This window comes from Bartonella sp. TS25HLJMH, assembly GCF_042193505.1.
Lineage (GTDB): Bacteria > Pseudomonadota > Alphaproteobacteria > Rhizobiales > Rhizobiaceae > Bartonella > Bartonella grahamii.
Map to the genome: position 1 here is coordinate 1 of NZ_JBHILV010000010.1, position 25,595 is coordinate 25,595.

Below are 25,595 nucleotides of genomic sequence, written 5' to 3' on the forward strand. Positions count from 1 at the left end.
GTTTTGCTATTCGTGAAGGTGGTCGTACTGTTGGTGCCGGTATCGTCTCTAAGATCATCGAATAAATAATGCTTGTTTAAGGGGTGTTAAAAGTGTTTTAGTTTTGAGAGTTAGGGGTATAGCTCAGTTGGTAGAGCGGCGGTCTCCAAAACCGCAGGTCGCGGGTTCAAGTCCTGCTGCCCCTGCCAAAGGGGAATAGAATTTTACATATAAGGGAGTAGATTTTGCTGCCTTTTTCGCTTTTTTTGATATAGGGCTTGTTTTTTTGTGTATGAAACGGTATTGAATAGGAAATAAGGAAATTGCATAAGTCTGAAAGTTGGCTTTTGCATTTTTTTCTGTTTATTTTATTGTATAAAACACGATAGGGCTAGAGAGAGTATAGTGTGACGATGGCATCTAAAACCAATCCGATTACCTTTTTGAAGCAGGTTTATGCAGAGACAATTAAAGTGAAATGGCCTACACGTCGTGAGACGGTTATTTCTACTATTATGGTTTTGTTGGTAACTGCGTTGGCTTCAGCTTTCTTTTTTATTGTGGATCAGGTTATGCATTTTGGTGTTTGGCGGGTTATTGATCTTCTGAAATATCTTTTTAGTTGAGAATGTAAGGAAGTGTGACTGTGGCAGCTCGTTGGTATATTGTTCAGGCATATTCAAATTTTGAAAAGAAAGTAGCGGAGGCTATTGATAAGGAAGCAAAGCAAAAAGGACTTGATCATCTTTTTGAAAAGATTTTTGTTCCAACAGAGCGTGTTGTAGAGGTTCGTCGTGGACGCAAAGTTGATGCTGAGCGAAAATTTTTTCCTGGTTATGTTCTTGTTCATGCTGAGTTAACAGATGAAGTTTATCATCTTATTAAGAATACACCTAAAGTGACAGGTTTTTTAGGATCGGATGCGCGTCCTGTTCCCATTTCTGATCGAGAGGTTGAACAAATTCTCAAACAAGTTCAAGAAAGGGTTGAGTCTCCAAAGTCTTCTGTATTGTTTGAGGTTGGAGAGCAGGTTCGCGTTGCTGATGGTCCTTTTGTTTCGTTTAATGGTATTGTTCAAGAGGTTGAAGAAGAGCGCTCTCGTCTTAAGGTTGAAGTGCTTATTTTTGGGCGTCCTACGCCTGTTGATTTGGAATTTGGTCAGGTTGAAAAACTCTGATTAAACTTAGAGTAGTTTTAATTACTTTAAGGAAGGAGTGGGAGGTGATTTATGGCTTTTGTCGGCTTAATGATCCGAACCACGTAACTGCAGCGGGTAGCGGGCAAGATAAATTGTCAGTATACCAGTGAGATTAAAGGCAGATTGTTATGGCAAAAAAAAGTATAGGTCAGCTTAAGTTGCAGGTTCCTGCAGGGGCTGCTACTCCATCTCCACCGATTGGTCCAGCTCTTGGGCAACGCGGTATTAATATCATGGAATTTTGTAAGGCGTTTAATGCAGCTACACAAGAAATGGAAAAGGGAGCACCGATTCCAGTTGTTATTACGTATTACCAAGATAAGTCTTTCACATTCTCTCTCAAGACGCCTCCTGTATCATTCTTTTTAAAGAAGGAAGCAAACCTCAAATCTGGTTCAAAAGAGCCTGGTAAAGTGTCTATAGGAAGCATTTCTCGCGATAAAATTCGTTCGATTGCGGAATCAAAGATGAAAGATCTTAATGCGAATGACATTGAGGCAGCAATGCGTATGGTTGAAGGTTCTGCTCGCTCGATGGGCTTGGAAGTGGTGGGCTAATATTATGGCAAAAGTAGCAAAAAGAATAAGAAATATCCGAAAAGATATTAATTTTAATGAACTTTACGCTTTAAAAGATGCCGTTTCAATGGTTAAGGAGCGTGCAGTTGCTAAGTTTGATGAAACAATTGAAATTTCAATGAACTTGGGTGTTGATCCTCGTCATGCTGATCAAATGGTTCGAGGAGTTGCTCATTTGCCTAATGGAACAGGGAGAAATATTCGTGTTGCCGTTTTTGCTCGTGGGGATAAGGCTGAGGAAGCTAAGGCGGCAGGAGCTGATATTGTGGGGGCCGAAGATTTGTTTGAAAGCATTAATGGAGGGACTATAGACTTCGATCGTTGTATTGCAACACCAGACATGATGCCTCTTGTTGGTCGTCTTGGTAAGATTCTTGGTCCGCGGAGTTTGATGCCGAATCCGAAAGTTGGTACTGTAACACTTGATGTTGCCGGTGCTGTCAAAGCTTCTAAAGGTGGTGCTGTTGAGTTTCGTGTGGAAAAAGCTGGTATTGTGCATGCTGGTATTGGTAAGGCTTCTTTTGGTGTTGAAAAAATCGTAGAAAATATAAAGGCCTTTGCAAGTGCAGTTATTAAAGCCAAACCGCAAGGTGCAAAAGGTGAATATATTAAGCGCGTTACTGTTTCTTCGACTATGGGGATTGGTATTAAAGTTGATCCAGCAACAGTTCGTTCAGAGCTAATATAAGCTGATTTATAATTTTATTTTGAGGTGTGTGAATATCAAAATTGTATTTAAAATGCTGGTTTTGATCAGCATTTAGCTATCTAAGCTTTATAGGGCTTAGGTTATACCGGAAGAAATTCCGGAATATCCTGTCCGAGATTGTAGGTGATGCTTTTAAGTATCTTAATCAAAAAAACCTGCATGAGACTGGGGTAAAAACTGAGAGTTAAAAGACTTAAAGGGTTTGAGCCAAGGTTGCCTTTGAACGCTGTGCGTGAAAAAGGGGACAGGATCCTCATCGGTGACATGAAGTATTTTATGTTATCAAAGGTAACCAACAGGTTTGTTTTAAGTAAATCTGTTAAATGGAGAGAGACAGTGAATAGAGCGGAAAAACGCGAATTTGTTACATGGCTTAACGAGGCTTTTCGGAAGTCTGGTTCTGTTGTTGTTGCACATTATTCCGGTCTGACAGTTTCACAGATGAATGATCTACGTTCGAAAATGGGTGAAGCTGGCGGTGCCGTTAAAGTCGCCAAAAACCGTCTTGCTAAAATCGCTCTTCAGGGCACGGAATCTGAATCGATAGTGGGTTTGTTTACTGGACAAACACTTATTGCTTATTCAGAAGATCCAATCACAGCACCGAAAGTTGCTGTTGATTTTGCGAAAAGCAATGACAAATTTGTCATCCTTGGCGGTTCAATGGGTGCAACAAGTTTAACTGTAGATGCTGTGAAGTCATTGGCTTCATTGCCTTCATTAAACGAGTTGCGTGCAAAACTTGTGGGTATGATTTCTACCCCTGCGACCCGTATTGCACAGGTTGTTAATGCTCCTGCTGGTCAGGTTGCACGTGTCATTGGAGCATATGCTCAGGAGGATAAGGCGGCTTAAGGCTGTTTGTATTCACGTTTATGGAAGGGCTTTAATGCTTTTCTGTTTTTTTGGATAAGATTTAATAATGGTTCAAATCTTTTAATTGAAGGAATTTAAAAATGGCTGATCTAGAGAAGATCGTAGAAGACCTTTCTAATCTAACCCTTTTGGAAGCCGCTGAGCTTTCTAAGTTACTTGAAGAGAAGTGGGGAGTTTCGGCTGCTGCTCCTGTAGCTGTCGCTGCTGTTGCTGGTGCTGCTGCTCCAGCTGCTGAAGAAAAAACAGAATTTGATGTTATTCTTGTTGAAGGTGGCGCGCAAAAAATTAATGTTATTAAGGAAGTTCGTGCTCTTACTGGACTTGGTCTTAAAGAAGCTAAAGATCTGGTTGAAGGGGCACCTAAGCCTATTAAAGAGGGTGCTTCTAAAGAAGAAGCAGAAAAAATTAAATCTCAACTTGAAGCTGCTGGTGCTAAAGTGGAACTTAAGTAAATTTAATTTTATCGGCGGGCATTTATGTTCGCCGATTTTCTTTCTCTTAATACAAAGAGAAAAAATAATGAGTAAAAAAACCTTTTCCCAACGGTTTCGTAACAGTAACGGGATAGGTTGGCACTACCCGTCCCTTCATCATAGAGTCAAAAAGATAAATGGCTTATGTTGATGGGGAAAGTTAAAGATGCTCATTATTGAGTATCAAGTGAACTGGTCTGCATATGCAGGTTAATGATATAAGGCTTTCAAGGTTGGTCTACCTTGAAGAGTAAAGATCAAGGAGCGACGATGGCTCAGACTCACGCAATGATGTCTCAATTCAATGGTCGTAAGCGCGTACGCAAATTTTTTGGTAAGATTCCTGAAGTAGCAGAAATGCCGAATCTTATTGAGGTTCAAAAAGCGTCATACGATCAGTTTCTCATGGTTGAGGAACCGAAAGGTGGACGACCAGATGAAGGTTTGCAAGCTGTTTTTAAATCGGTTTTTCCTATTTCAGATTTTTCCGGTACAGCTATGCTTGAGTTTGTTGGTTATGAATTTGATTTACCAAAATTTGATGTTGAGGAGTGCCGTCAACGTGATTTAACTTATGCTGCCCCATTAAAGGTCATATTACGTTTGATTGTTTTTGATGTTGATGAGGATACTGGCTCCAAAGATATCAAAGACATTAAAGAGCAAGGCGTTTATATGGGCGATATGCCTTTAATGACGACGAATGGTACCTTTATTGTTAATGGTACGGAACGTGTTATTGTTTCGCAGATGCATCGTTCTCCTGGTGTCTTTTTTGACCATGATAAAGGAAAGTCCCATTCATCAGGAAAGCTTCTTTTTGCTGCTCGTGTTATTCCATATCGTGGTTCTTGGCTTGATATTGAGTTTGATGCTAAGGACATCATTTATGCGCGTATTGATCGACGGCGCAAGATTCCTGTTACTAGTCTTTTGATGGCACTGGGTATGGATGCGTCAGATATTTTATCGACGTTTTATGATAAAGTGACTTATGAGCGTGATGGAGAAGGATGGCGAGTTCCTTATTCTGTTGATCGCTTTAAAGGAATGAAGCTCATTTCTGACCTTATAGATGCAGATAGTGGTGAAGTTGTCGCGGAGGCTGGTAAAAAATTAACAGTTCGTACTGCGAAGTCTTTGGCAGAAAAAGGACTTAAAGCGGTTAAAGTTAGTGAAGATGATTTATTAGGTTGTTATCTAGCCGAAGATATCGTCAATTACGAAACAGGTGAAATTTACCTTGAAGCTGGTGATGAAATTGACGAAAAAGTATTAAAGGTTTTGCTTGATGTTAGTGCTGATCAAATCAATATCCTTGATATTGATCACATGAATATTGGCGCTTATATCCGCAATACTTTAAAGGTGGATAAAAATGAAAGTCGGCAGGATGCGTTATTTGATATTTACCGAGTGATGCGTCCAGGTGAGCCCCCAACAATCGATACAGCAGAAGCAATGTTCCATTCATTGTTTTTTGATCCAGAGCGTTATGATCTTTCAGCCGTTGGGCGTGTTAAGATGAATTTGCGTATGGATCTTGATTGTCCAGACACAGTTCGCATTTTACGCCAAGAGGATATTCTCGCTGTTGTTAAGATGTTGGTTGAATTGCGTGATGGTCGTGGCGAAATTGATGATATTGATAATCTTGGCAACCGTCGCGTTCGTTCCGTTGGGGAGTTAATGGAAAATCAATATCGCATTGGTCTTCTTCGTATGGAGCGTGCGATAAAAGAGCGTATGTCATCGGTTGAAATTGATACAGTTATGCCACAGGATTTGATCAATGCAAAGCCTGCTGCAGCAGCAGTTCGTGAGTTTTTTGGGTCTTCGCAATTGTCGCAGTTTATGGATCAAACTAATCCATTGTCGGAGATTACCCATAAGCGCCGTCTTTCTGCTCTTGGTCCAGGTGGTTTGACTCGTGAACGTGCGGGTTTTGAAGTCCGTGACGTACATCCTACGCATTATGGTCGTATTTGTCCGATTGAAACACCGGAAGGCCCCAATATTGGTCTCATTAACTCCTTAGCAACATTTGCGCGAGTTAACAAATATGGCTTTATTGAAAGCCCATATCGAAAAATTGTTGATGGAAAAGTCACAAAAGAAGTTATTTATCTTTCAGCGATGGAAGAAGCAAAGCATTATGTCGCTCAAGCTAATTCGTCATTAGATAGTGAAGGTCGTTTTACAGAAGAGTTTGTTGTTTGCCGTCATGCTGGTGAAGTTTTAATGGCGCCGCGTGATCATGTTGATTTGATGGATGTTTCACCAAAACAGTTGGTTTCAGTTGCAGCAGCGCTTATTCCTTTTTTGGAAAATGATGATGCGAATCGTGCGCTTATGGGATCGAACATGCAGCGTCAGGCAGTTCCTCTTGTACGTGCTGAAGCGCCATTTGTTGGGACGGGAATGGAAGCCATTGTTGCGCGCGATTCAGGAGCTGCTGTGAGTGCAAAACGTAGTGGTGTTGTTGATCAAGTCGATGCTACCCGTATTGTTATCCGTGCAACAGAAGATTTAGATCCTTCAAAATCAGGCGTTGATATTTACCGCCTACAGAAATTTCAGCGTTCTAATCAGTCCACTTGTATTAATCAGCGTCCTCTTGTACATGTCGGTGATAGGGTAGAGAAAGGTGATATCATTGCAGATGGCCCATCCACGGATCTTGGTGATTTAGCTCTTGGGCGGAATGTTCTCGTAGCCTTTATGCCTTGGAATGGATACAATTATGAAGATTCTATTTTGTTATCCGAGCGCATTGTTGCTGATGATGTTTTTACTTCAATTCATATTGAGGAATTTGAAGTTGCAGCACGCGATACAAAACTTGGGCCTGAGGAAATTACGCGCGACATTCCTAATGTTGCGGAAGAAGCGTTAAGAAATCTTGATGAAGCTGGCATTATTTATATTGGTGCTGAAGTTCAACCAGGTGATATTTTAGTTGGAAAGATTACCCCAAAAGGTGAAAGTCCCATGACGCCGGAAGAAAAGCTTCTGCGTGCAATTTTTGGGGAAAAGGCATCCGATGTTCGTGATACTTCTATGCGTATGCCTCCTGGAACTTTTGGTACTGTTGTTGAAGTTCGCGTTTTTAATCGCCATGGCGTGGAAAAAGATGAACGTGCGATGTCAATTGAGCGTGAAGAAATTGAGCGTTTAGCAAAAGACCGTGATGATGAGCAGTCTATTCTTGATCGCAATGTTTATGCGCGCCTTACTGATATGTTGACAGGTAAAGTTGCTGTAGAAGGTCCGAAAGGCTTTTCGGGAAGCAAAAAGCTTGATAGTACAGTAATGGGGCATTATCCACGATCCCAGTGGTGGCAATTTGCTGTTGAGGATGAAAAGCTTCAAAATGAAATTGAAGCTTTGCGCAAGCAATATGATGAATCAAAAGAAGCATTACAACGTCGCTTTATGGATAAAGTTGAAAAGGTCCAAAGAGGTGATGAAATGCCTCCTGGTGTCATGAAAATGGTGAAGGTTTTTGTGGCTGTGAAGCGCAAAATCCAACCAGGTGATAAGATGGCAGGACGTCACGGGAATAAGGGTGTTGTTTCACGTATTCTTCCCGTAGAAGATATGCCATTTCTTGAAGATGGGACTCATGCTGATATCGTCTTGAATCCGCTTGGTGTGCCTAGTCGTATGAATGTTGGACAAATTCTTGAGACGCATCTTGGTTGGGCATGTGCGGGGATGGGCAAGAAGATTGGTGATTTGTTAGAATTGTATCAAGAGACTGGAGATATATTGCCGTTGCGTCAGCGTATTGAAAATCTTATGCCTGATGATAATCAAAATGAACCAGTCCGTCAGTATGATAATGAAAGCCTTTACAAATTGGCATTACAGATGAAGAAAGGGGTTTCAATTGCAACGCCTGTTTTTGATGGAGCACATGAGTCTGATATTAACATGATGCTGGAGGACGCAGGCTTAGATAGTTCAGGGCAGGTTACGCTTTATGATGGTCGTACTGGAGAGCCTTTTGATCGTCCAGTAACGGTGGGATATATTTACATGTTGAAATTGCATCACCTTGTTGATGATAAGATTCATGCACGTTCTATTGGTCCCTATTCACTTGTTACGCAGCAGCCATTAGGAGGCAAGGCACAGTTTGGTGGTCAGCGTTTTGGTGAAATGGAGGTTTGGGCACTTGAAGCTTATGGTGCTGCATATACTTTGCAGGAGATGCTAACAGTAAAATCAGATGATGTGGCTGGTCGAACGAAAGTCTATGAGGCAATTGTGCGTGGTGATGATACATTTGAGGCGGGTATACCCGAAAGCTTTAATGTGTTGGTAAAAGAAATGCGCTCACTTGCTCTTAATGTGGAGCTTGATGATGCGCGTGAACTTATTGCACAGCGGGCATTGTCTGATACAGCAGAATAATAATTCAAGGAGCGCAGTAGAAAAAGGCTGCGCTCTGATTATTTTAAGAGGCTCAATAACCTTATTAAGGTTATACAGGTCATTTTTAAAAGTAAATGTATTTTAAAGAAGATCTGTTATAAAACAAATGAGATATTACAACAGGTTCTAAGAATCTTTGAAGGAGAACAGCATGAACCACGAGGTCATGAATCTTTTCAATCCTCAAGCGCCAGCGCAGACATTTGACTCTATTCGCATTTCTATTGCGAGTCCTGAGAAAATTTTGTCCTGGTCGTATGGTGAGATTAAGAAGCCTGAGACTATTAATTATAGGACTTTTAAACCAGAGCGTGATGGTCTTTTTTGTGCACGTATATTTGGCCCTATTAAAGACTATGAATGTCTATGTGGCAAATATAAACGCATGAAGTATAAGGGCATTATTTGTGAAAAATGCGGTGTAGAGGTTACTCTTTCGCGCGTACGTCGTGAGCGTATGGGGCATATTGAACTTGCGGCACCTGTTGCGCATATATGGTTTCTTAAATCATTACCAGGTCGTATTTCTACACTTTTAGATTTAACTTTAAAGGATATTGAGCGGGTTCTTTATTTTGAGAATTATATTGTAACCGAACCAGGATTGACATCTCTTAAGCTCCATCAGCTTCTTTCTGAAGAAGAATATATGCTTGCTATTGATGAGTTTGGAGAAGATCAGTTTACAGCTATGATTGGCGCTGAAGCTATTTACGAGCTTTTAGCTGGTATGGAGTTAAATAAAATCGCCAATGATTTGCGTCTCGAATTAGCTGAAACAACTTCAGAGTTAAAGCAGAAAAAATTGATTAAACGACTTAAAATCGTTGAAAATTTTCTTGAATCTGGAAATAAGCCAGAGTGGATGATTATGAAAACAATTCCGGTTATTCCACCGGATTTGCGTCCATTGGTTCCGCTTGATGGTGGGCGTTTTGCGACATCAGATCTGAATGATCTTTATCGGCGGGTTATTAATCGTAATAACCGCTTGAAACGGTTAATTGAATTGCGTGCTCCTGGAATTATCGTGCGCAATGAAAAGCGTATGGTACAAGAAGCTGTTGATGCATTGTTTGATAATGGACGGCGTGGGCGTGTGATTACTGGAGCCAATAAACGTCCTCTCAAGTCTTTATCAGATATGTTGAAGGGCAAGCAAGGACGTTTTCGTCAGAACTTACTTGGGAAGCGTGTTGATTACTCAGGGCGTTCTGTTATCGTGACTGGTCCTGAATTAAAATTGCATCAATGTGGTCTTCCCAAAAAAATGGCTCTTGAATTGTTTAAGCCTTTTATTTATGCGCGGCTTGATGCAAAAGGCTATTCATCAACGGTAAAGCAGGCAAAGAAGCTTGTTGAAAAAGAACATCCAGAAGTTTGGGATATCTTGGATGAGGTTATTCGTGAACACCCTGTTTTACTCAACCGTGCGCCAACATTGCACCGTTTGGGGATTCAGGCTTTTGAACCTATCTTAATTGAAGGCAAAGCTATTCAACTTCATCCACTGGTGTGTACTGCTTTTAATGCGGATTTTGATGGAGATCAGATGGCGGTTCACGTTCCGCTTTCTCTTGAAGCACAGCTTGAAGCCCGTGTTTTGATGATGTCGACCAATAATATTCTTCATCCGGCTAACGGTGCCCCAATTATTGTTCCCTCACAGGATATGGTTCTTGGTCTTTATTATCTTTCAATTGTTTCTGAAAAAGAACCAGGTGAAGGAATGGCTTTTTCTGATATAGGTGAGCTTCATTATGCCTTGGAAAATAAGGTTGTAACGCTTCATACGAAGATTAAAGGCCGCGTTAAGAATATGGGGAAGGATGGAAAAGAAGTTTCTAAACTTTATGATACGACACCTGGTCGTTTGATTATCGGTGAGCTTTTGCCAAGAAATGCGGATATCTCATTTGATATTGTCAATCAAGAAATGACGAAAAAGAATATTTCCAAAATGATTGATCATGTTTATCGGCACTGTGGACAAAAAGAGACGGTTATTTTTTGTGACCGTATTATGCAGCTTGGCTTTTCTTATGCTTGTCGTGCAGGAATTTCATTCGGTAAGGATGATATGGTTATTCCTGATAGTAAGTCGCGTTTAGTTGCAGAGACAGAAGCTTTGGCTAAGGAGTACGAACAGCAATATAATGATGGTTTGATTACACAAGGTGAAAAATACAATAAGGTTGTAGATGCTTGGGGTAAATGTACAGATCGCGTTGCAGATGAAATGATGAAACGTATTCAAGCCGTCGATTTTGATCCTAAAACAGGTCGTCAACGGCCGATGAATTCGATCTATATGATGTCACATTCTGGAGCACGTGGTTCTGCTAACCAGATGAGACAATTGGCCGGTATGCGTGGATTAATGGCAAAACCATCGGGTGAAATTATTGAAACCCCCATTATTTCAAATTTTAAAGAAGGTCTAACTGTTAATGAATACTTCAATTCCACGCATGGTGCACGTAAAGGACTTGCTGATACTGCGTTAAAGACGGCGAACTCTGGTTATTTAACACGGCGTCTTGTTGATGTTGCACAGGATGCTATTATTTCAGCAGTTGATTGTGGTACCGCAAAAGGGCTTACTATGCAGCCAATTGTTGATGCAGGACAAATTGTTGCCTCCCTTGGGCAAAGGATTCTTGGTCGTACAGCGCTTGTTGATATTCTACATCCTGTCTCTGGAGAGGTTATCCTTGAAGGTGGAGCGATGATTGAGGAAGCTGATGTCGCGAAGATTGAAGAAGCTGGGATTCAATCTGTTCAAATTCGTTCTGCTTTAACATGTGAAACACGTCTTGGTGTTTGTGCAAAATGCTATGGGCGTGATTTGGCGCGTGGAACACCTGTTAATCAGGGAGAAGCCGTTGGTGTTATTGCTGCTCAATCCATTGGTGAGCCGGGAACACAGCTTACTATGCGTACTTTCCACTTAGGAGGAACTGCGCAGGTTGTTGATTCATCTTATTTAGAGGCATCTTATGAAGGTAAGGTGGAGATTCGTAATCGTAATGTGGTTCGTAACTCTGAAGGACATTTGGTTGTGATGGGGCGTAATATGGCTATCCTTATCAAGGATGAGTTAGGAAAAGAACGCGTTGTACATCGTGTTAGCTATGGTGCTCATATTTTTGTTGATGATGGTGATATGGTTAAACGTGGCCAACGTATAGCAGAATGGGATCCTTACACACGTCCAATTTTAACGGAAGTTGAAGGCTATGTGGGTTTTGAAGATATGATTGATGGTTTATCTGTCACTGAAACAGCTGATGAATCTACGGGTATTACGAAGCGTTTGGTGATTGATTGGCGCGCTAATCCACGTGGTGCGGATCTTAAACCAGCCATTATTATCCATGCAGATAAAGAAGGTGAATCCATTGCTAAATTGTATAAGGGAGGTGAAGCCCGTTATATGATGTCAGTGGAAACTATTCTTTCTGTTGAGCTTGGTGCTCATGTTAAGGCTGGTGATGTTATTGCTCGTTTGCCAATGGAAAGTGCCAAGACGAAAGATATTACGGGTGGTTTACCACGTGTGGCTGAGCTTTTTGAAGCGCGTCGTCCAAAGGATCATGCGATTATTGCTGAAGTAAGTGGTACGATTCGATTCGGCCGTGGTTATAAGAATAAACGTCGTATCATTATTGAACCAAATGATGAAACTCTTGAGGCAGTAGAATATTTGATTCCAAAAGGTAAGTTGTTTCACTTCCAAGAAGGTGATCAAATTGAAAAGGGAGATTATATCCTTGATGGTAATCCAGCACCTCATGATATCTTGGCAATTAAGGGGGTTGAAGCTTTGGCATCTTATCTTGTTAATGAGATTCAGGAGGTTTATCGTTTGCAGGGAGTTCTTATTAATGACAAGCACATTGAAGTGATTGTTCGTCAAATGTTGCAAAAAGTTGAAATTACTGAATCTGGAGATTCTGGTTATATTCCAGGTGATAATGTTGATCGTATTGAGCTTGATGAAATCAATGATAATTTGATTGCAGAAGGGAAGAAACCTGCCTCTGGTAATCCCATTCTTCTTGGAATTACAAAAGCTTCTCTTCAAACGCCTTCTTTCATTTCGGCGGCATCGTTTCAGGAAACAACTCGTGTTCTTACTGAAGCAGCAGTTTCTGGTAAAATTGATACTTTGCAAGGACTTAAAGAGAACGTTATTGTCGGTCGTCTTATTCCAGCAGGTACGGGTGGTACGATTTCTCAAATCCGTCGTATTGCTGCCGTTCGTGATGATTTGATTGTAGATGAGCAGCGTAAGTCTAGTAATAACGAAGTGGCTAAGGCTATGTTGACAAATATGACAACTGGGGCAGTTGCTGAATAATTTAAATACAACATCACATACTAAAAAAGACGTCTGAATAGAAAGTTCAGACGTCTTTTTATCTCGAACTGCAGAAGTTACATATTTTCCTGAAAAATATCAAAAATTATAAGGCGATAGTTATTTTAAACATCTTTAGTAGCTTATTGTTTTGTAATGATGCTTATCTCTTTTGTTATTTTATTTTAAAGTTTCTTAATTGCTAAAAGCAGTATAGAATTTTTCCAAAATATGTGAAAATCAAAAGCCATATTTAAGGAAAAGAGTTGATTATCTACAAATCAAATAATGATTGATTTTGAATTTTAGGAAGATTGTTGATTGATATCTTCTATAAAGATTTAAAAGGACTTATAATGAAAGATTGATAGTCTTTTCTGTAATCTAAAAAATAATTAATTCTCTACTATACAATATTTGTATGACAAGAATGTATTTTCTTCTAAATTAGATGTAGGAGAGTAGAGATTAGGGTGCTCATAAGTGTTATAAAAAATAGACATATTTCTTATAACACTGTGATCTATGAAGACAGAATGAAAAAATGTACGAATATTATTCAATTGGAAAATTAACACGTGAGTTTTCAATGACAGCGTGGACTTTGCATTATTATGAAGAAGAGGAACTTCTTATTCCTTTTCTGTGTGGAAATACACGGCTTTATACACAAACGGATCGTCATAAGTTAAAACAAATACTGCGTGCTAAAAGAGTTAAATTTTCGTTGTCTGAAATATCTGATATGTTAACAATGCTTGGAAAACCACCTGATGATGAGAAAAAGCTTAAGAAATTAATTGCAGGAATTCATAAAAATGAGCTGATTTAAAGCAGATGTGGCATGATATTGATGATCTTCTACAGGATTTAGAACGAATTGAGAAGAGTTTTTTTGAGAGCCTAGTGGAGTTGGGGATTAATCATTGATTATAAAATTTATTTCATCTGCTTTTAGACAATTTTCTTTCTATTAAAAAAGATAGGTTATACTATCTCTAAGGGGAATTTTTAACACTACGTGAAATGTGTAAGTAATTTAAAGAAATAGTGTGTTCGAAAAAAGCTGCGAAGGTATTTTCGCAGTATATTGTTCTTGATAAGCAATTATTTTTCATAAAGAAAGTAAAAGCAATGGCAGTTTCTCCTATGAATGTTTTTCAATCTATTTTGTCACGAAAGTCAATTCGCGCTTTTACTGATCAGCCAGTTAGTTTGGAAACAATCAAAGAAATCTTAAAACTTGCAGCACGTGCACCATCTGGAACAAATATTCAGCCATGGCAAGTGATTGTGCTTACAGGAAGTGTATTACAGAAAGTAGGGCAAGAGCTTTCACAACTTGTGCTTTCAGGTGTAAAAGGAGAGCGTGAGTATAGTTATTATCCACGTCAGTGGCGTGAGCCTTATATTTCAAGGCGTCGAAAAGTTGGTTTGGATCTTTATCAGAGTCTTGGAATTCAAAAAGGTGATGAAGAAAAAATACTTCATCAAAAGGCGCGAAATTTTTTATTTTTTGATGCACCTGTAGGACTCTTATTTACAATGGATCACGACATGGAAATGGGGAGTTGGCTTGATTTGGGTATGTTTATGCAGACCATTATGTTAGCTGCACGTGGATTTGGATTAGATACCTGTCCTCAAGCTGCTTTTGCTGATTATCATAAACAGATTCGTACGCTTTTATCTATTCCTTCTGATCGCCATATTATCTGTGGTATGGCACTTGGTTATCGCGATATGAGTGCTCCAGAAAACAATTTTGAGACAGAACGAGAACCGTTAGAAAACTTTGTATGTTTCATTGAAACATACCCATAAAATATTTTATATAATTAAGCATACGTTTTGAAGAACTTGGTGCATTATGAAAAATATTTCCGATAAGAATTTCGCATCCTTATTGAATTTTAATATTGCATATTAACACTTATTTTACTACGTTTGAAATATTAAGAGCGGTGGCTCTAGGGGCATTGTCCGTTTTTTGAAGGTGAGTCTAATGGAAAACACTATAGAGAGAAAGTGTTGGGTGGTAGCAAGACGAGCGACATTCGTGTTTATTGCTGTCATTTTTTTAGTTTATCTCGCAATTTGATTTTAAACGGGACAAACGTTATGAAAAAGCATATATGCTCAAGCTGTACTATAGTTTTGAGGTGATACGTGTTTCTATCTGTTTTTGAACTTTTTAAAATTGGGATTGGTCCTTCTAGCTCACATACGATGGGACCGATGACAGCTGCTAATATGTTTTTGCAAAAGATAGGAGATTTTTCTCGGTCGTCTGATATTCAAGTTTCTCGTATACGTGTTTATCTTTATGGTTCTTTAGCTTTCACGGGTATTGGTCATGCAACAGATAGGGCTATCATATTAGGACTTTTAGGAGAAAAAGCTTCTACTGTTGATCCTGATAGCATGGGGGGATTGTTAGAAAAAGTTATACGTGAAAAAAAAGTGCAACCAGAAGGACATCCCGCTTATCAGTTTGATGTGCAGCATGATCTTATTTTTGAACGAAAGAAAATCCTCCCAGGACATACAAATGGACTAGCCTTTGAAGGACTTAATACTGATGGGAATGTTCTGTTGCGGCAGATTTATTATTCTATCGGTGGTGGCTTTGTTGTGACTGAGGATGAGTTAAGCCATATGAATGATAATATACAACCAGAAACATTAGAGGTGCCATATCCATTTGATTCTGCTGGTGCAATGTTATCAATGGCAGAAAAATCAGGACTTTCAATTGCTGAAATGAAGCGCTTAAATGAAGAAACAAAGATAGAGCGTTCTTCTCTTGATACAGGGCTTGATGAAATTTTTTCAGCGATGACAAATTGCATTGATAGAGGTCTTTCACAAGAAGGTGAGTTGCCTGGTGGATTGCGTGTTCTAAGGCGTGCTAAAAAGCTGCATGAAACGCTTTTGGAAAATCAAAAGAAAAATCGCAATTATCCACTTTGGGCAAATGATTGGCTTTCGGTATATGCTATAGCAGTCAATGAGGAAAATGCAGCAGGTGGTCGTGTTGTTACAGCCCCAACAAATGGGGCAGCTGGTGTTGTCCCAGCAGTTTTGCGTTATTATCTTCAATTTAATGATGATTCAGATCGAGAGGGAATACATAATTTTCTATTAACGGCAGCAGCTATAGGCGGTGTTATCAAACATAATGCCTCTATTTCTGGTGCAGAAGTTGGGTGTCAAGGTGAAGTTGGAACGGCATCTTCAATGGCCGCAGCAGGGTTGACTGCAGCGTTAGGTGGAACGCCAGCTCAAATTGAAAATGCGGCAGAAATTGCGCTTGAACATCATTTGGGAATGACATGTGATCCTGTTGCAGGTCTTGTACAAGTTCCTTGTATTGAGCGTAATGCAATGGGAGCTGTTAAGGCGGTAACGGCTTCTTCTCTTGCATTATATGGTAATGGAGATCATTTTGTTTCTCTTGATGCTTGTATAGAAACAATGCACCAGACTGGTCATGATATGAGTGAACGCTATAAAGAGACAAGTAAAGGTGGTCTTGCAGTCAATACAATATCTTGTTAGGAGCTGAAACATTTTTCAATCCATAACTGGAATTTTTGGGAGGGGGATCGTATTTCCTGATAAAGCTTATGTTTTTTTGTTACTTATAAATCAAAATTCCACTTTAATGCAACAGCAGCTTGAAATAAATTTGAGATGATTCAGTGTTTTCTTAACGAATAGTAGTTTTGGCATGCAAGTTTGGAGGGGGAGTAGTATCAGTATCTATCTGATTTGTTTCTAAAATGGGAAAAAAGTCTAATTTAGAAAAAATAAAAAAGCGTAAAGTAAAATTAGTGATCAGTCTGCCATTATTTTTTAGCTGGGTTTTATGGCTTTTAAAAGTTTCCATAGCCATATCTTTTAAGTAATGGAAGATTATGCCTGAGTATCCAAGGAAAATTTGTGTTAAATCTGAATAATTATGATGAGGAGAGAGAATTTTAAAGATTTTAATTTTTAGAAGTGAAGATTTTTTGGTACCTAGTATGGTAAAAAAATACCTTGAAAAGAAACGCTAATTTACAATAATTAAGAGATATATTGGAAATATCTTTTTTATTTATAATTCTGTACCATCAAAAAAACTAAAATAAATAATAACGTATACATTAAAAAATATTTATCAAAATTCTTATGAGAATAGAATGCACACGATAGAACATTATCGTGTTACTCATTCATGAGTTTTTTTTAAAAGAAATATCTCTTAACGCTTCCAAACTCATTTCGCGATGGCATTTGTGAATGGTATAACGATAAATCCATTGAGCTATCCCCATCTTTATACTTAATAAAAAGAGTACGCCGGCACGATTACCAACTCTGCCAGCCCCCCTTTATGGGGATCAAAGCCTTTGGCATTTGAAACAGTTCATTATAGACATTTTGAATCTTTTTTGTACAGATTACTAATCTCGCTCATAACATGCAATAGAAGGGGTTTGATTGATTCAACATAAATAAATTTCAAATGAGAGAATCTTAAGATATTCGAGATTCTCATCTAACATAAAAAATAATGAACTATCTTTATAAATCAGTATTTTGCATATGAATAATACAATGTAAGTTTTCCATGAATGGTATAAAATCTATAGAGTATAAGCATCTTTATTTATAGACGGAAAAAACCAACACTATCATCCTTTTTTTCAACTTTCAATGTTACAAAAGATCCTAGAGTATTTGAAATGATTCATAAGAGATATTTTGATTTCTTTTTTAAATAGTTTATATGCCAATCTTGCTCGTGATGAGCAAGCGAACGACTTTGACTGATTCAATAAAAGAAAATAAGAGAATTTTACGAAAACCTCTTATTCAATATACAAAAAATAAATTATAAATTAAAATCTTATGGAAATCGTTATCACGATATTTAATCTGATAATTTCTTTTACGTTTTTTCATCGATGTATTTGTATTTTCCAATTTGCTTTGTCTGTTGAAAGAAATAAAAGTAAGAGGAATTAGATTATTTTTTACAGCGTTTATGTTGTAGAGGCACCATTATTAAGAGGGACTTCCTTTATTGAACTTTTACAATAATCCCTAAAATGATAAGCTTTCATCCAATGAAACTATTCATTTTTTCCAAAAAGATATCAAGGATAATTTTTATATTAAATCCAGAAGTGGAAAAATATTGGGTGTTTTTTATGTCTTTAATAATGGTTTTATTGAAAGCTTGGAGGCATTAGATAGTTGGAAAAGCTGTCAGCACATTCCATAATTTAAGAAAAAAGTATGTTTATCAAAGGGCTTCCTAAGGCTGTAGATAATGGTTAGTAATAAAATAATTTTTTAGAGATGGTCTGTAGAATTAGATATTTGTTGCTCCTAGACGGATTTTAATAGGCACATTACCAGTTTGGCTAGCAACGCGTAAGTGAATGCGTACAGGAGGCATTATGAGACGACGGTTGCGTATTGTTTGGCAAATGAGAAGGTTAACAAGAGATTGTGTATCTAATGCAGTCGAATTACATTTTAAACCAGTAAGTTTTGCGGCAGCATCGTGAAGAGAACGCAATGAAAGGAGGGATGATTGCTTCAATAAAATTTCTTTTTTATGGAATGAAGCAAAAGCATTATCTGTCATAATACTATCCTTAACGCAGAATTCAAAAATTTTTAGTAGGCTACAGTATAGCAGTTAAAATTTGCTTTCTTTAATGTAGAGCAAGCATCAAATGCAGCTTTTTTTGATTGAAACCCTGTAAAGCGGGCTCGGTAATAACGCTGCCCACTTTTTTCAAACAGTTGCATGTGTGAAGATGCGCGCTTTAAAGTAGAAAAAGCTATATTTTTTGCTTTTAAAAGTAAAGTTTTTGCTTGTTCCTCACTAGGAAGAGAACCAATCTGGATAGCCCATCCGGCATTTGTGGACAAAGAGGCTGTTACAATTTTATGAGTCTCAACCGGTATAGTTTTTTGAGGGTTTGGTATTGGTATAATTACCTTGTTTACAGCCGTTATTGCGATATTGGAGTTTTTAGGTTGTTCTGCAAATGCTGTCAACATAGTTGCAATTTCATCGTCAAAATTACTTGAATCAGCTTTAATGGTCGGTATAGGAGTATTGGCGCCAGTCGGTAAGTGGTAGCGTACAGAAGCCATTAAACGTTCACCACTTTTCATTTGGCTTGCTTTGGGTAAATATTGATTCAATAGGCTAGCCATATGCTCGTCACGTGCAGTAGATGATTTACCTCCCATAACAACAGCGACAACAGAGCGCCCATCAAGACGCATTGAAGTTGCTAAATTAGAACCTGACATTTGTGTGTATCCTGTTTTAATTCCATCGACACCTTTCATTATTTTAACGAGTTTATTGTGGCTGTTAATTTTATGTCCACGGAAATTAAAACTTTTTGTTTTGAACAATTTATATTGTTTTGGAAAATGTTTACGTAAAGCTAATGACAAAGTCGCTATATCTCGTGCTGTAGAATAATTGTGCACATCCGGAAGTCCTGAAGCATTTGCGAAATGTGTATGTTTCATGCCAAGTTTACGAGCTTTTATAGTCATCATTTGAGCGAATTTTTTTTCACTACCTCCAAGATATTCTGCAATGGCAGCAGCAACATCATTTGCGGATCTTGTAATGAGTGCTTTAGCTGCTGATTCTGCAGAAATTGTTTGGCCTGCTTTAAACCCAATTTTTGTCGGTGGACGCATTGCTGCATAATGTGAAACAGGAATTGGTGTATTTGGTGTCACACGACGCATCTGCATAGCTTCAAAGAGTAAGTACAATGTCATCATTTTTGTTAAAGAAGCAGGATAACGTTTCAGTGTTGCATTGGCTTGAAATAGAGTTTTTCCCGTAGTAGCATCTATAACAATAGCCGCATACTTATCAGGATAGGCTCCTTGAGGTGTGGCTGATGCCCAACAGTAAGAAAAAGCTAACACAACAAAAGAAATTGCTATTGTTTTACAGTAGCGCATAATTTTTTGATAATTAATATACACTTGCAGTATCCTATTTCTCCATTTATCCAGAAAAACTTCTATAAAGCTTCCTTTTCTGTAATTTGTTGATGCAGTTTAGACGAATGGTATTACTAATTTGTTTACAGAAGTTATTTTATGAGTGAGGGATTGAAGTCTAACCATAGAGGGAATCTTTTCCTAATACATACAGGTATTGCAATAGCTATGAAAGAATTTAAAATTAATAAAAATGTGCTGCATGGAGAACGGTAATGGGACAGACGCTCATAATAAACTCTATAGCTCATATTATGCATAATGAAAAGGGCAAGAATTGGGATGAAGTTAGGCATGGTGCGGTTATAATGCCTAAGGCTAGAGCAAAACTCGAAAAACCTAAATTATGTCGAGTTTTTTTGCTTAATGATGATTACACACCTATGGATTTTGTTGTTTTCGTTTTGAAGAACTTTTTTAAAAAAAGTTTCGAAGAGGCAACGCAAATAATGTTAAATGTTCATCACAGTGGGATAGGAGAATGTGGAACTTATACTTATGAAGTTGCTGAAATGAAAATATTACAAGTGAGGGAGTGTGCGCGTCAAAATGAACATCCGTTACAATGTGTAATGGAATGGAAGTGAGGAATTATGCCATCTTTTACACCTAGTCTTGAAGAGGTTTTGCATCGTGCATTAACAATTGCTACTCAAGCACGGCATGAATACGCAACATTAGAGCATCTTCTACTTGCGCTATTAGATGATGCCGATGCAAATTCTGTTATTCAGGCTTGCCAGGTAGATGTGGAGGAATTGCGAGAGCGCTTAACCAATTATCTTCGCTCAGAGTTAGATGAACAGATTAGAACTGATGAGGATACGAAGCCTACAGCTTTTTTCCAGCGTGTTATCCAACGTGCGGTGATTCATGCACAATCAGCTGGAAAAGATGAAGTATCGGGGGCAAATGTTCTTGTTGCAATTTTTTCTGAACGTGAAAGCCATGCAGCATATTTTCTTCAAGAAATGGGAATGACACGCTATGATGCTGTACGTTTTATTTCGCATGGTATCACACGTGATGATGGGTTATCCATGTTACTTGAAGGACTTGAAGAGCAATTAGATCAGCAGATTTCGGATAATGGTGAAAGAGGAACAAGTGCTTTAACGAATTATTGTGTTGATCTCAATTGTAAAGCGCTTAATGGAAAAATTGATTTATTAATTGGCCGTGAAGTAGAAATTTCACGCATGATTCAGATTTTATGTCGAAGGTCAAAAAACAATCCGCTTTTGGTTGGTGATCCTGGAGTGGGGAAAACCGCTATAATTGAGGGATTGGCAAAGCGCATTGTTGATGGGCAAGTGCCTGAAGTTTTATCAAATGCAACAATATTTTCTCTTGATATGGGGGGGCTTGTTGCTGGTACACGTTATCGCGGTGATTTTGAAGAACGCTTAAAGCAAGTTATTAAAGAGTTTGAGCTGTATCCAGATGCTATTTTATTTATTGATGAAATTCATACCTTAATTGGAGCAGGAGCGACATTAGGAGGAAATATGGATGCAGCAAATCTTTTAAAACCTGTATTATCTTCTGGAACTATGCGATGTATTGGTTCGACGACTTACAGAGAATATCGCAAATTCTTTGAACAGGATCGTGCTTTAGAGCGTCGTTTTCAGAAGATTGATATTAATGAACCTTCTGTTACAGATGCGATTAAGATTTTGCAGGGAATGAAGCCTTACTTTGAAGATTTTCATCAGATTAAATATACAGATCAGGCGATGAAGGCATCGGTAGAATTATCTTCGCGTTATATAATTGACCGTAGGTTACCTGACAAAGCAATTGATATTATTGATGAAAGTGGCGCAGCGCAAAAGCTTTTGCCACAAAAACAACGCAAGAAGAGTATAGGTGTTAAAGAAATTGAAGCAACTGTTGCTACAATTGCAAGAATTCCACCAAAAACAGTTTCTCGGAATGATCAGAAGATACTGAGTAAGCTTGAAAGAGAACTCAAACATGTTGTTTATGGGCAAGATCAGGCAATTTCCGTCTTAGTTTCATCCATAAAATTGGCGCGAGCAGGTTTACGCGAACCGGATAAACCAATAGGAAGTTATTTATTTTCAGGACCAACAGGTGTAGGAAAAACTGAAGTTGCGAAACAGCTTGCATCATATTTAGGCATTGAATTATTGCGTTTTGATATGTCAGAATATATGGAACGGCATACGGTAGCACGTTTAATCGGAGCTCCTCCAGGTTATATAGGGTTTGATCAAGGAGGTCTCCTTACAGATGCTGTTGATCAGAAGCCTCACGCAGTCCTATTGCTAGATGAGATTGAGAAAGCACATCCAGAGTTATTTAATATTTTATTGCAGGTAATGGATTATGGTAGATTAACAGACCATAATGGTAAGAAAATTGATTTCCGCAATGTTATTTTGATTATGACAACCAATGCTGGTGCTTCAGATATGGCAAAATCAGCTATTGGATTTGGGAAAGTACATCGTGATGGTGAGGATATAGAAGCAATCAATCGGTTATTTCCACCAGAGTTTCGTAATCGGTTAGATGCAATTATTCCGTTTGCACCTTTATCTCATTTAATCATCAATCAGATAGTGCAAAAATTTATTTTTCAGCTTGAAGCACAATTAGCTGATCGGGGAATTTGTTTTGAATTAAGCCCTTCTGCAACTTTATGGCTTTCCAATAAGGGATACGATTCTCAGATGGGAGCACGCCCATTAGGGCGTGTTATACAAGAATATATTAAAAAGCCATTAGCTGATGAAATTTTATTTGGAAAGTTACGCAACGGTGGCATTGTTCGCGTATTGACACAAAAATCAAATGGCAAAAAAGAAAGCTTACAGTTAGAAATTTCATCTTCCGATATATCTGCAAGTTCAAAGAAAAGTAAAATGGAAAATTTTACAAAAAAACGTGTAGGAAAAAAAAGCACAACAACTTAAGAGTGTGTTATAAGGCTGCACGGATTTTCTTTGCATTCTCTTCAAGTATTTCTGTAGGCGTTATTATATTATTATGAGGGGTAAGTTCTATTCCCTCCATACGTGGTATAATATGGAAATGGAGGTGATAAACGGTTTGTTGACTAGCTGCTTCATTAAATTGCATGACAGTTATGCCATCTGCTTGAAAGGCTTTTTTGACGGCATTTGCAATTTTTTGAACAGCTTTAATAACAGGAAATAATGTTTCAGTATCTGCATCAAGTAAGTTTCTAGAGCCTTTTTTAGGAATGACCAGCGTATGACCTGGTGCCTGTGGCATGATATCCATAAATCCAATAACATCATCATCTTCGTAGACACGAACAGAAGGGATTTCATTGCGAATCAATTTAGCAAAAATATTGTTATTGTCATAAGCTTGTTTCATACAAATATTTCCTTTTATTGTAAGTTTAAGATTTTAATTAAAAACGAAAAAATACAAAGTTTATCAGAGTTTAAGACAAAGAAGTATTTTGACTTTAGTTATATTTAGGATGGTGCACTGTCTTAATGAAGGCTTAGATTTCTATGATGGCTTCAACTTCTACAGGAACATCCATAGGAAGAGAGGCAACACCAATAGCAGAACGGGCATGTTTTCCAATTTCACCAAGGATATTGACGAATAAATTAGAAGCTCCATTGGCAACAAAAGGAATATCGGTAAAATGAGAATCTACAGCCACAAAAACAGTAATTTTTACCACACGTTTTATTTTATTTAAGTCACCTAGAGTTGCCTTGAGTTGAGCGAGAATATTGATAGCGCAAGCTTCTGATGCTTTTTGGGCTTGTTCGGTATTCACAGTTTCACCAACTTTACCGATGGCTATTGGTTTTCCATTAATAAGAGGGAGTTGTCCAGAAATAAAGAGTTGATTGCCACTTTGTGAAGTGGTGATGTAATTGGCAAGGGGGGGGATTACTTCAGGAAGAGTGATTCCGAAATTCTCTAAGTTTTTTTCAATCATATTGGTCATAATTTAAACTCCATAGCTACTCTATAATACATTCATTGTATAATCTATTTTTTGATTTAAGGAAATGTGTGGTTAATTGAGAAATTAGCCTTTTTTGCCTTATTGTATGATGTTATGCAACGGGGATAAAGTTCGGAATTTGGGAATGATTAGATCATTATTTATAATAATTTTATATATTGTTTTTTTATGTACAGCGAGAGCTGAAGAGCCTATTTTTATTGTGCCTCATCGAGCAATTTATGATTTTCATCTTGATAGCGTTTCTCATGACATGACAATTTCTGCGATGTCAGGGCGAATGGTTTACGAGCTTACTGGTTCGGCATGCCAAGGCTATAGCACACGTTTTCGTTTTATTAGCCGTGTTCACATTGAAGATATGCCGGTACGTTTAACGGATCAACAGACGACGAGTTATGAAACAGGAGACAGCCGTACATTTCGTTTTAATATTACAGATCAGGAGGGAGAAGAGGTTGCGCATCGTGCTGAGGGGGTCGCGGAGCGTACTCAAGATGGTATTACAGTTACTTTAAAAAAGCCAAAGGAAAAAAAGTATAAGCTTGCAATGGCTGAATTTCCAATGATGCAACTAAAAAATATTATCCGCCATGCAAAAGCAGGACATCATTTTTATAATGTTACTGTATTTGATGGGACAAATAAAGCAGATAAAGTTATAAAAGAAAGTATCGTCATAGGGGAAAAGAAGGCGCTTTTATCTGATAGCGAAACGGAAAAAGTGAGAAAATTGGATGAAGACAAATATTGGCCTGTGACAATTTCTTATTTTGATGATGGAGAAAATAAAGATGGTTTGCCGGTTTATCGTAGCAGTTTTCTCTTACATGAGAATGGTATCATGCGTGATCTTCATATAGATTATGGAACTTTTTCAGTGCGTGCAAAATTGAACAGTCTTGAATTCTTGGAGCTTGGAAAAGATCTTAATCAATGTGAAAATGCAAATATTAAATGATTAAAGAAAATGACTTGAAAAAGAATCAAATATTAGTATGTTTGCGCTATTCCACACGCGGAGTTTGGGTGTTTGAAAATAATTTGTGAGAAAATTCTAGCAAGCATCCGCCGGTAGTAGGTTTTCCTGCTTTTTCCGCGGAGGTTGAACCGGAAAGGATAAAATTTATGGCACTACCCGATTTTACTATGCACCAGCTTTTAGAAGCAGGTGTGCATTTTGGTCACCAGACTCATCGTTGGAATCCCAAAATGACTCCTTATATTTATGGTCAGCGTAATAATATCCATATTATTGACCTTGCTCAGACCGTTCCGCTTTTACACCAAGCGCTTAAACTTGTTTCAGATACTGTTGCGCGTGGTGGTCGTATTCTCTTTGTTGGTACGAAACGGCAAGCATCTGATATTATCGCTGACGCAGCGAATCGTTCTGCCCAGTATTACGTTAATGCACGTTGGCTTGGCGGCATGCTCACAAACTGGAAAACGATTTCCAATTCAATACATCGTTTGCGAAAGCTTGACAAAATTCTTGCTGCTGAGGCGCAAGGTTTTACTAAAAAAGAACGTTTAAATCTTGAACGTGACCGTGAAAAGCTTAATCGTGCGCTTGGTGGTATTAAAGATATGGGATCTGTTCCAGATCTTATATTTGTCATCGATACGAATAAAGAAAATATTGCTCTTCAGGAAGCAAAACGTTTAGGCATTCCTGTTATTGCTATTATTGATACCAATTGCGATCCTGATGACGTAACGCATCCGATACCAGGTAATGATGATGCTTCACGTGCAATTTCTCTTTATTGCGATCTTTTTGCTCGTGCCGCCCTTGATGGTATTGCACGTCAGCAAGGAGCAATGGGTATTGATTTAGGAGCTCAAGTTGATGCGCCTGTTGAGCCTATTTTGGAAGAAAATGCGGTTTCAGAAGTTTCTGAATAATATAAAACGCCTAATTAAGGTACTTTTATTATCTAG

Annotated in this window: 19 protein-coding genes, 1 tRNA gene and 1 pseudogene; 17 read left to right on the plus strand and 4 right to left on the minus strand. The window is 38.2% G+C overall.

Features of this window, described 5'->3' with window-relative positions; genetic code table 11:
* The 13 genes and pseudogenes from ACFINF_RS05800 to ACFINF_RS05860 all read left to right on the plus strand — a co-directional run.
* Window positions 1–65: pseudogene (locus ACFINF_RS05800) on the plus strand (elongation factor Tu); the annotation flags it as partial.
* A 47-nt stretch (window positions 66–112) separates the two neighbouring features.
* A tRNA-Trp gene (locus ACFINF_RS05805) sits at window positions 113–188 on the plus strand.
* Window positions 189–392: 204 nt separating this feature from the next.
* A complete protein-coding gene (gene secE, locus ACFINF_RS05810; RefSeq protein ID WP_273790652.1) occupies window positions 393–605 on the plus strand; it encodes a preprotein translocase subunit SecE in 213 nt (70 codons plus the stop codon).
* Window positions 606–625: 20 nt separating this feature from the next.
* The gene (nusG, locus tag ACFINF_RS05815; RefSeq protein WP_375620054.1) at window positions 626–1,156 is read left to right on the plus strand and encodes a transcription termination/antitermination protein NusG; all 531 of its coding nucleotides are present in this window, start codon (window positions 626–628) and stop codon (window positions 1,154–1,156) included.
* Window positions 1,157–1,305: 149 nt separating this feature from the next.
* Complete coding sequence (gene rplK, locus ACFINF_RS05820) at window positions 1,306–1,734, plus strand: 50S ribosomal protein L11 (protein WP_375620055.1); 429 nt, start codon at window positions 1,306–1,308, stop codon at window positions 1,732–1,734.
* A gap of 4 nt (window positions 1,735–1,738) precedes the next feature.
* Window positions 1,739–2,443: a 50S ribosomal protein L1 gene (gene rplA / locus ACFINF_RS05825; protein ID WP_375620056.1), complete on the plus strand. Its 705-nt coding sequence runs from the start codon at window positions 1,739–1,741 to the stop codon at window positions 2,441–2,443.
* Between the two features lie 357 nt (window positions 2,444–2,800).
* Window positions 2,801–3,319, plus strand: coding sequence for a 50S ribosomal protein L10 (rplJ, locus tag ACFINF_RS05830; protein WP_012755027.1), 519 nt, complete (start codon window positions 2,801–2,803; stop codon window positions 3,317–3,319).
* A gap of 101 nt (window positions 3,320–3,420) precedes the next feature.
* Complete coding sequence (gene rplL / locus ACFINF_RS05835) at window positions 3,421–3,792, plus strand: 50S ribosomal protein L7/L12 (protein WP_012755028.1); 372 nt, start codon at window positions 3,421–3,423, stop codon at window positions 3,790–3,792.
* Between the two features lie 291 nt (window positions 3,793–4,083).
* The gene (rpoB, locus tag ACFINF_RS05840; protein WP_375620057.1) at window positions 4,084–8,232 is read left to right on the plus strand and encodes a DNA-directed RNA polymerase subunit beta; all 4,149 of its coding nucleotides are present in this window, start codon (window positions 4,084–4,086) and stop codon (window positions 8,230–8,232) included.
* 172 nt (window positions 8,233–8,404) lie between these two features.
* Window positions 8,405–12,616 (plus strand): DNA-directed RNA polymerase subunit beta', encoded by a 4,212-nt coding sequence (gene rpoC / locus ACFINF_RS05845; RefSeq protein WP_375620058.1) that lies wholly within the window; start codon window positions 8,405–8,407, stop codon window positions 12,614–12,616.
* A 544-nt stretch (window positions 12,617–13,160) separates the two neighbouring features.
* Window positions 13,161–13,448, plus strand: coding sequence for a MerR family transcriptional regulator (locus tag ACFINF_RS05850; RefSeq protein ID WP_375620059.1), 288 nt, complete (start codon window positions 13,161–13,163; stop codon window positions 13,446–13,448).
* Between the two features lie 302 nt (window positions 13,449–13,750).
* Complete coding sequence (locus ACFINF_RS05855; protein ID WP_375620060.1) at window positions 13,751–14,440, plus strand: nitroreductase; 690 nt, start codon at window positions 13,751–13,753, stop codon at window positions 14,438–14,440.
* Window positions 14,441–14,785: 345 nt separating this feature from the next.
* Entirely contained in the window at window positions 14,786–16,177 is a 1,392-nt protein-coding gene (locus ACFINF_RS05860; RefSeq protein ID WP_375620061.1) for an L-serine ammonia-lyase, read from the plus strand.
* A 1,804-nt stretch (window positions 16,178–17,981) separates the two neighbouring features.
* Here ACFINF_RS05860 and ACFINF_RS05865 read toward each other — a convergent pair.
* Window positions 17,982–18,260 (minus strand): hypothetical protein, encoded by a 279-nt coding sequence (locus ACFINF_RS05865; RefSeq protein WP_375620062.1) that lies wholly within the window; start codon window positions 18,258–18,260, stop codon window positions 17,982–17,984.
* A gap of 32 nt (window positions 18,261–18,292) precedes the next feature.
* Window positions 18,293–19,642, minus strand: a complete 1,350-nt coding sequence (locus tag ACFINF_RS05870; protein WP_375620063.1) for a D-alanyl-D-alanine carboxypeptidase — start codon at window positions 19,640–19,642, stop codon at window positions 18,293–18,295.
* A 233-nt stretch (window positions 19,643–19,875) separates the two neighbouring features.
* Between ACFINF_RS05870 and clpS the strand changes: the two genes are divergently transcribed.
* Together clpS and clpA are read left to right on the plus strand one after the other, a co-directional pair.
* Window positions 19,876–20,247, plus strand: a complete 372-nt coding sequence (gene clpS, locus ACFINF_RS05875) for an ATP-dependent Clp protease adapter ClpS (RefSeq protein WP_375620064.1) — start codon at window positions 19,876–19,878, stop codon at window positions 20,245–20,247.
* A gap of 6 nt (window positions 20,248–20,253) precedes the next feature.
* Window positions 20,254–22,605: an ATP-dependent Clp protease ATP-binding subunit ClpA gene (gene clpA, locus ACFINF_RS05880; protein WP_375620065.1), complete on the plus strand. Its 2,352-nt coding sequence runs from the start codon at window positions 20,254–20,256 to the stop codon at window positions 22,603–22,605.
* A 7-nt stretch (window positions 22,606–22,612) separates the two neighbouring features.
* On the opposite strand, the gene ACFINF_RS05885 is transcribed toward clpA, so the two are convergent.
* Together ACFINF_RS05885 and ACFINF_RS05890 are read right to left on the minus strand one after the other, a co-directional pair.
* Window positions 22,613–23,035, minus strand: coding sequence for an HIT family protein (locus ACFINF_RS05885; protein ID WP_012755038.1), 423 nt, complete (start codon window positions 23,033–23,035; stop codon window positions 22,613–22,615).
* Window positions 23,036–23,168: 133 nt separating this feature from the next.
* On the minus strand, window positions 23,169–23,630 hold the full coding sequence (locus ACFINF_RS05890; RefSeq protein ID WP_375620066.1) for a RidA family protein: 462 nt from the start codon (window positions 23,628–23,630) through the stop codon (window positions 23,169–23,171).
* A gap of 145 nt (window positions 23,631–23,775) precedes the next feature.
* On the opposite strand from ACFINF_RS05890, the gene ACFINF_RS05895 reads away from it, so the two are divergent.
* Together ACFINF_RS05895 and rpsB are read left to right on the plus strand one after the other, a co-directional pair.
* Window positions 23,776–24,612 carry an EipB family protein gene (locus ACFINF_RS05895; RefSeq protein ID WP_375620067.1) on the plus strand — a complete coding sequence of 279 codons (837 nt, stop codon included), beginning with the start codon at window positions 23,776–23,778 and terminating at the stop codon, window positions 24,610–24,612.
* A gap of 167 nt (window positions 24,613–24,779) precedes the next feature.
* Window positions 24,780–25,559: a 30S ribosomal protein S2 gene (rpsB, locus tag ACFINF_RS05900; RefSeq protein ID WP_273788135.1), complete on the plus strand. Its 780-nt coding sequence runs from the start codon at window positions 24,780–24,782 to the stop codon at window positions 25,557–25,559.
* Window positions 25,560–25,595 lie beyond the last annotated feature (36 nt).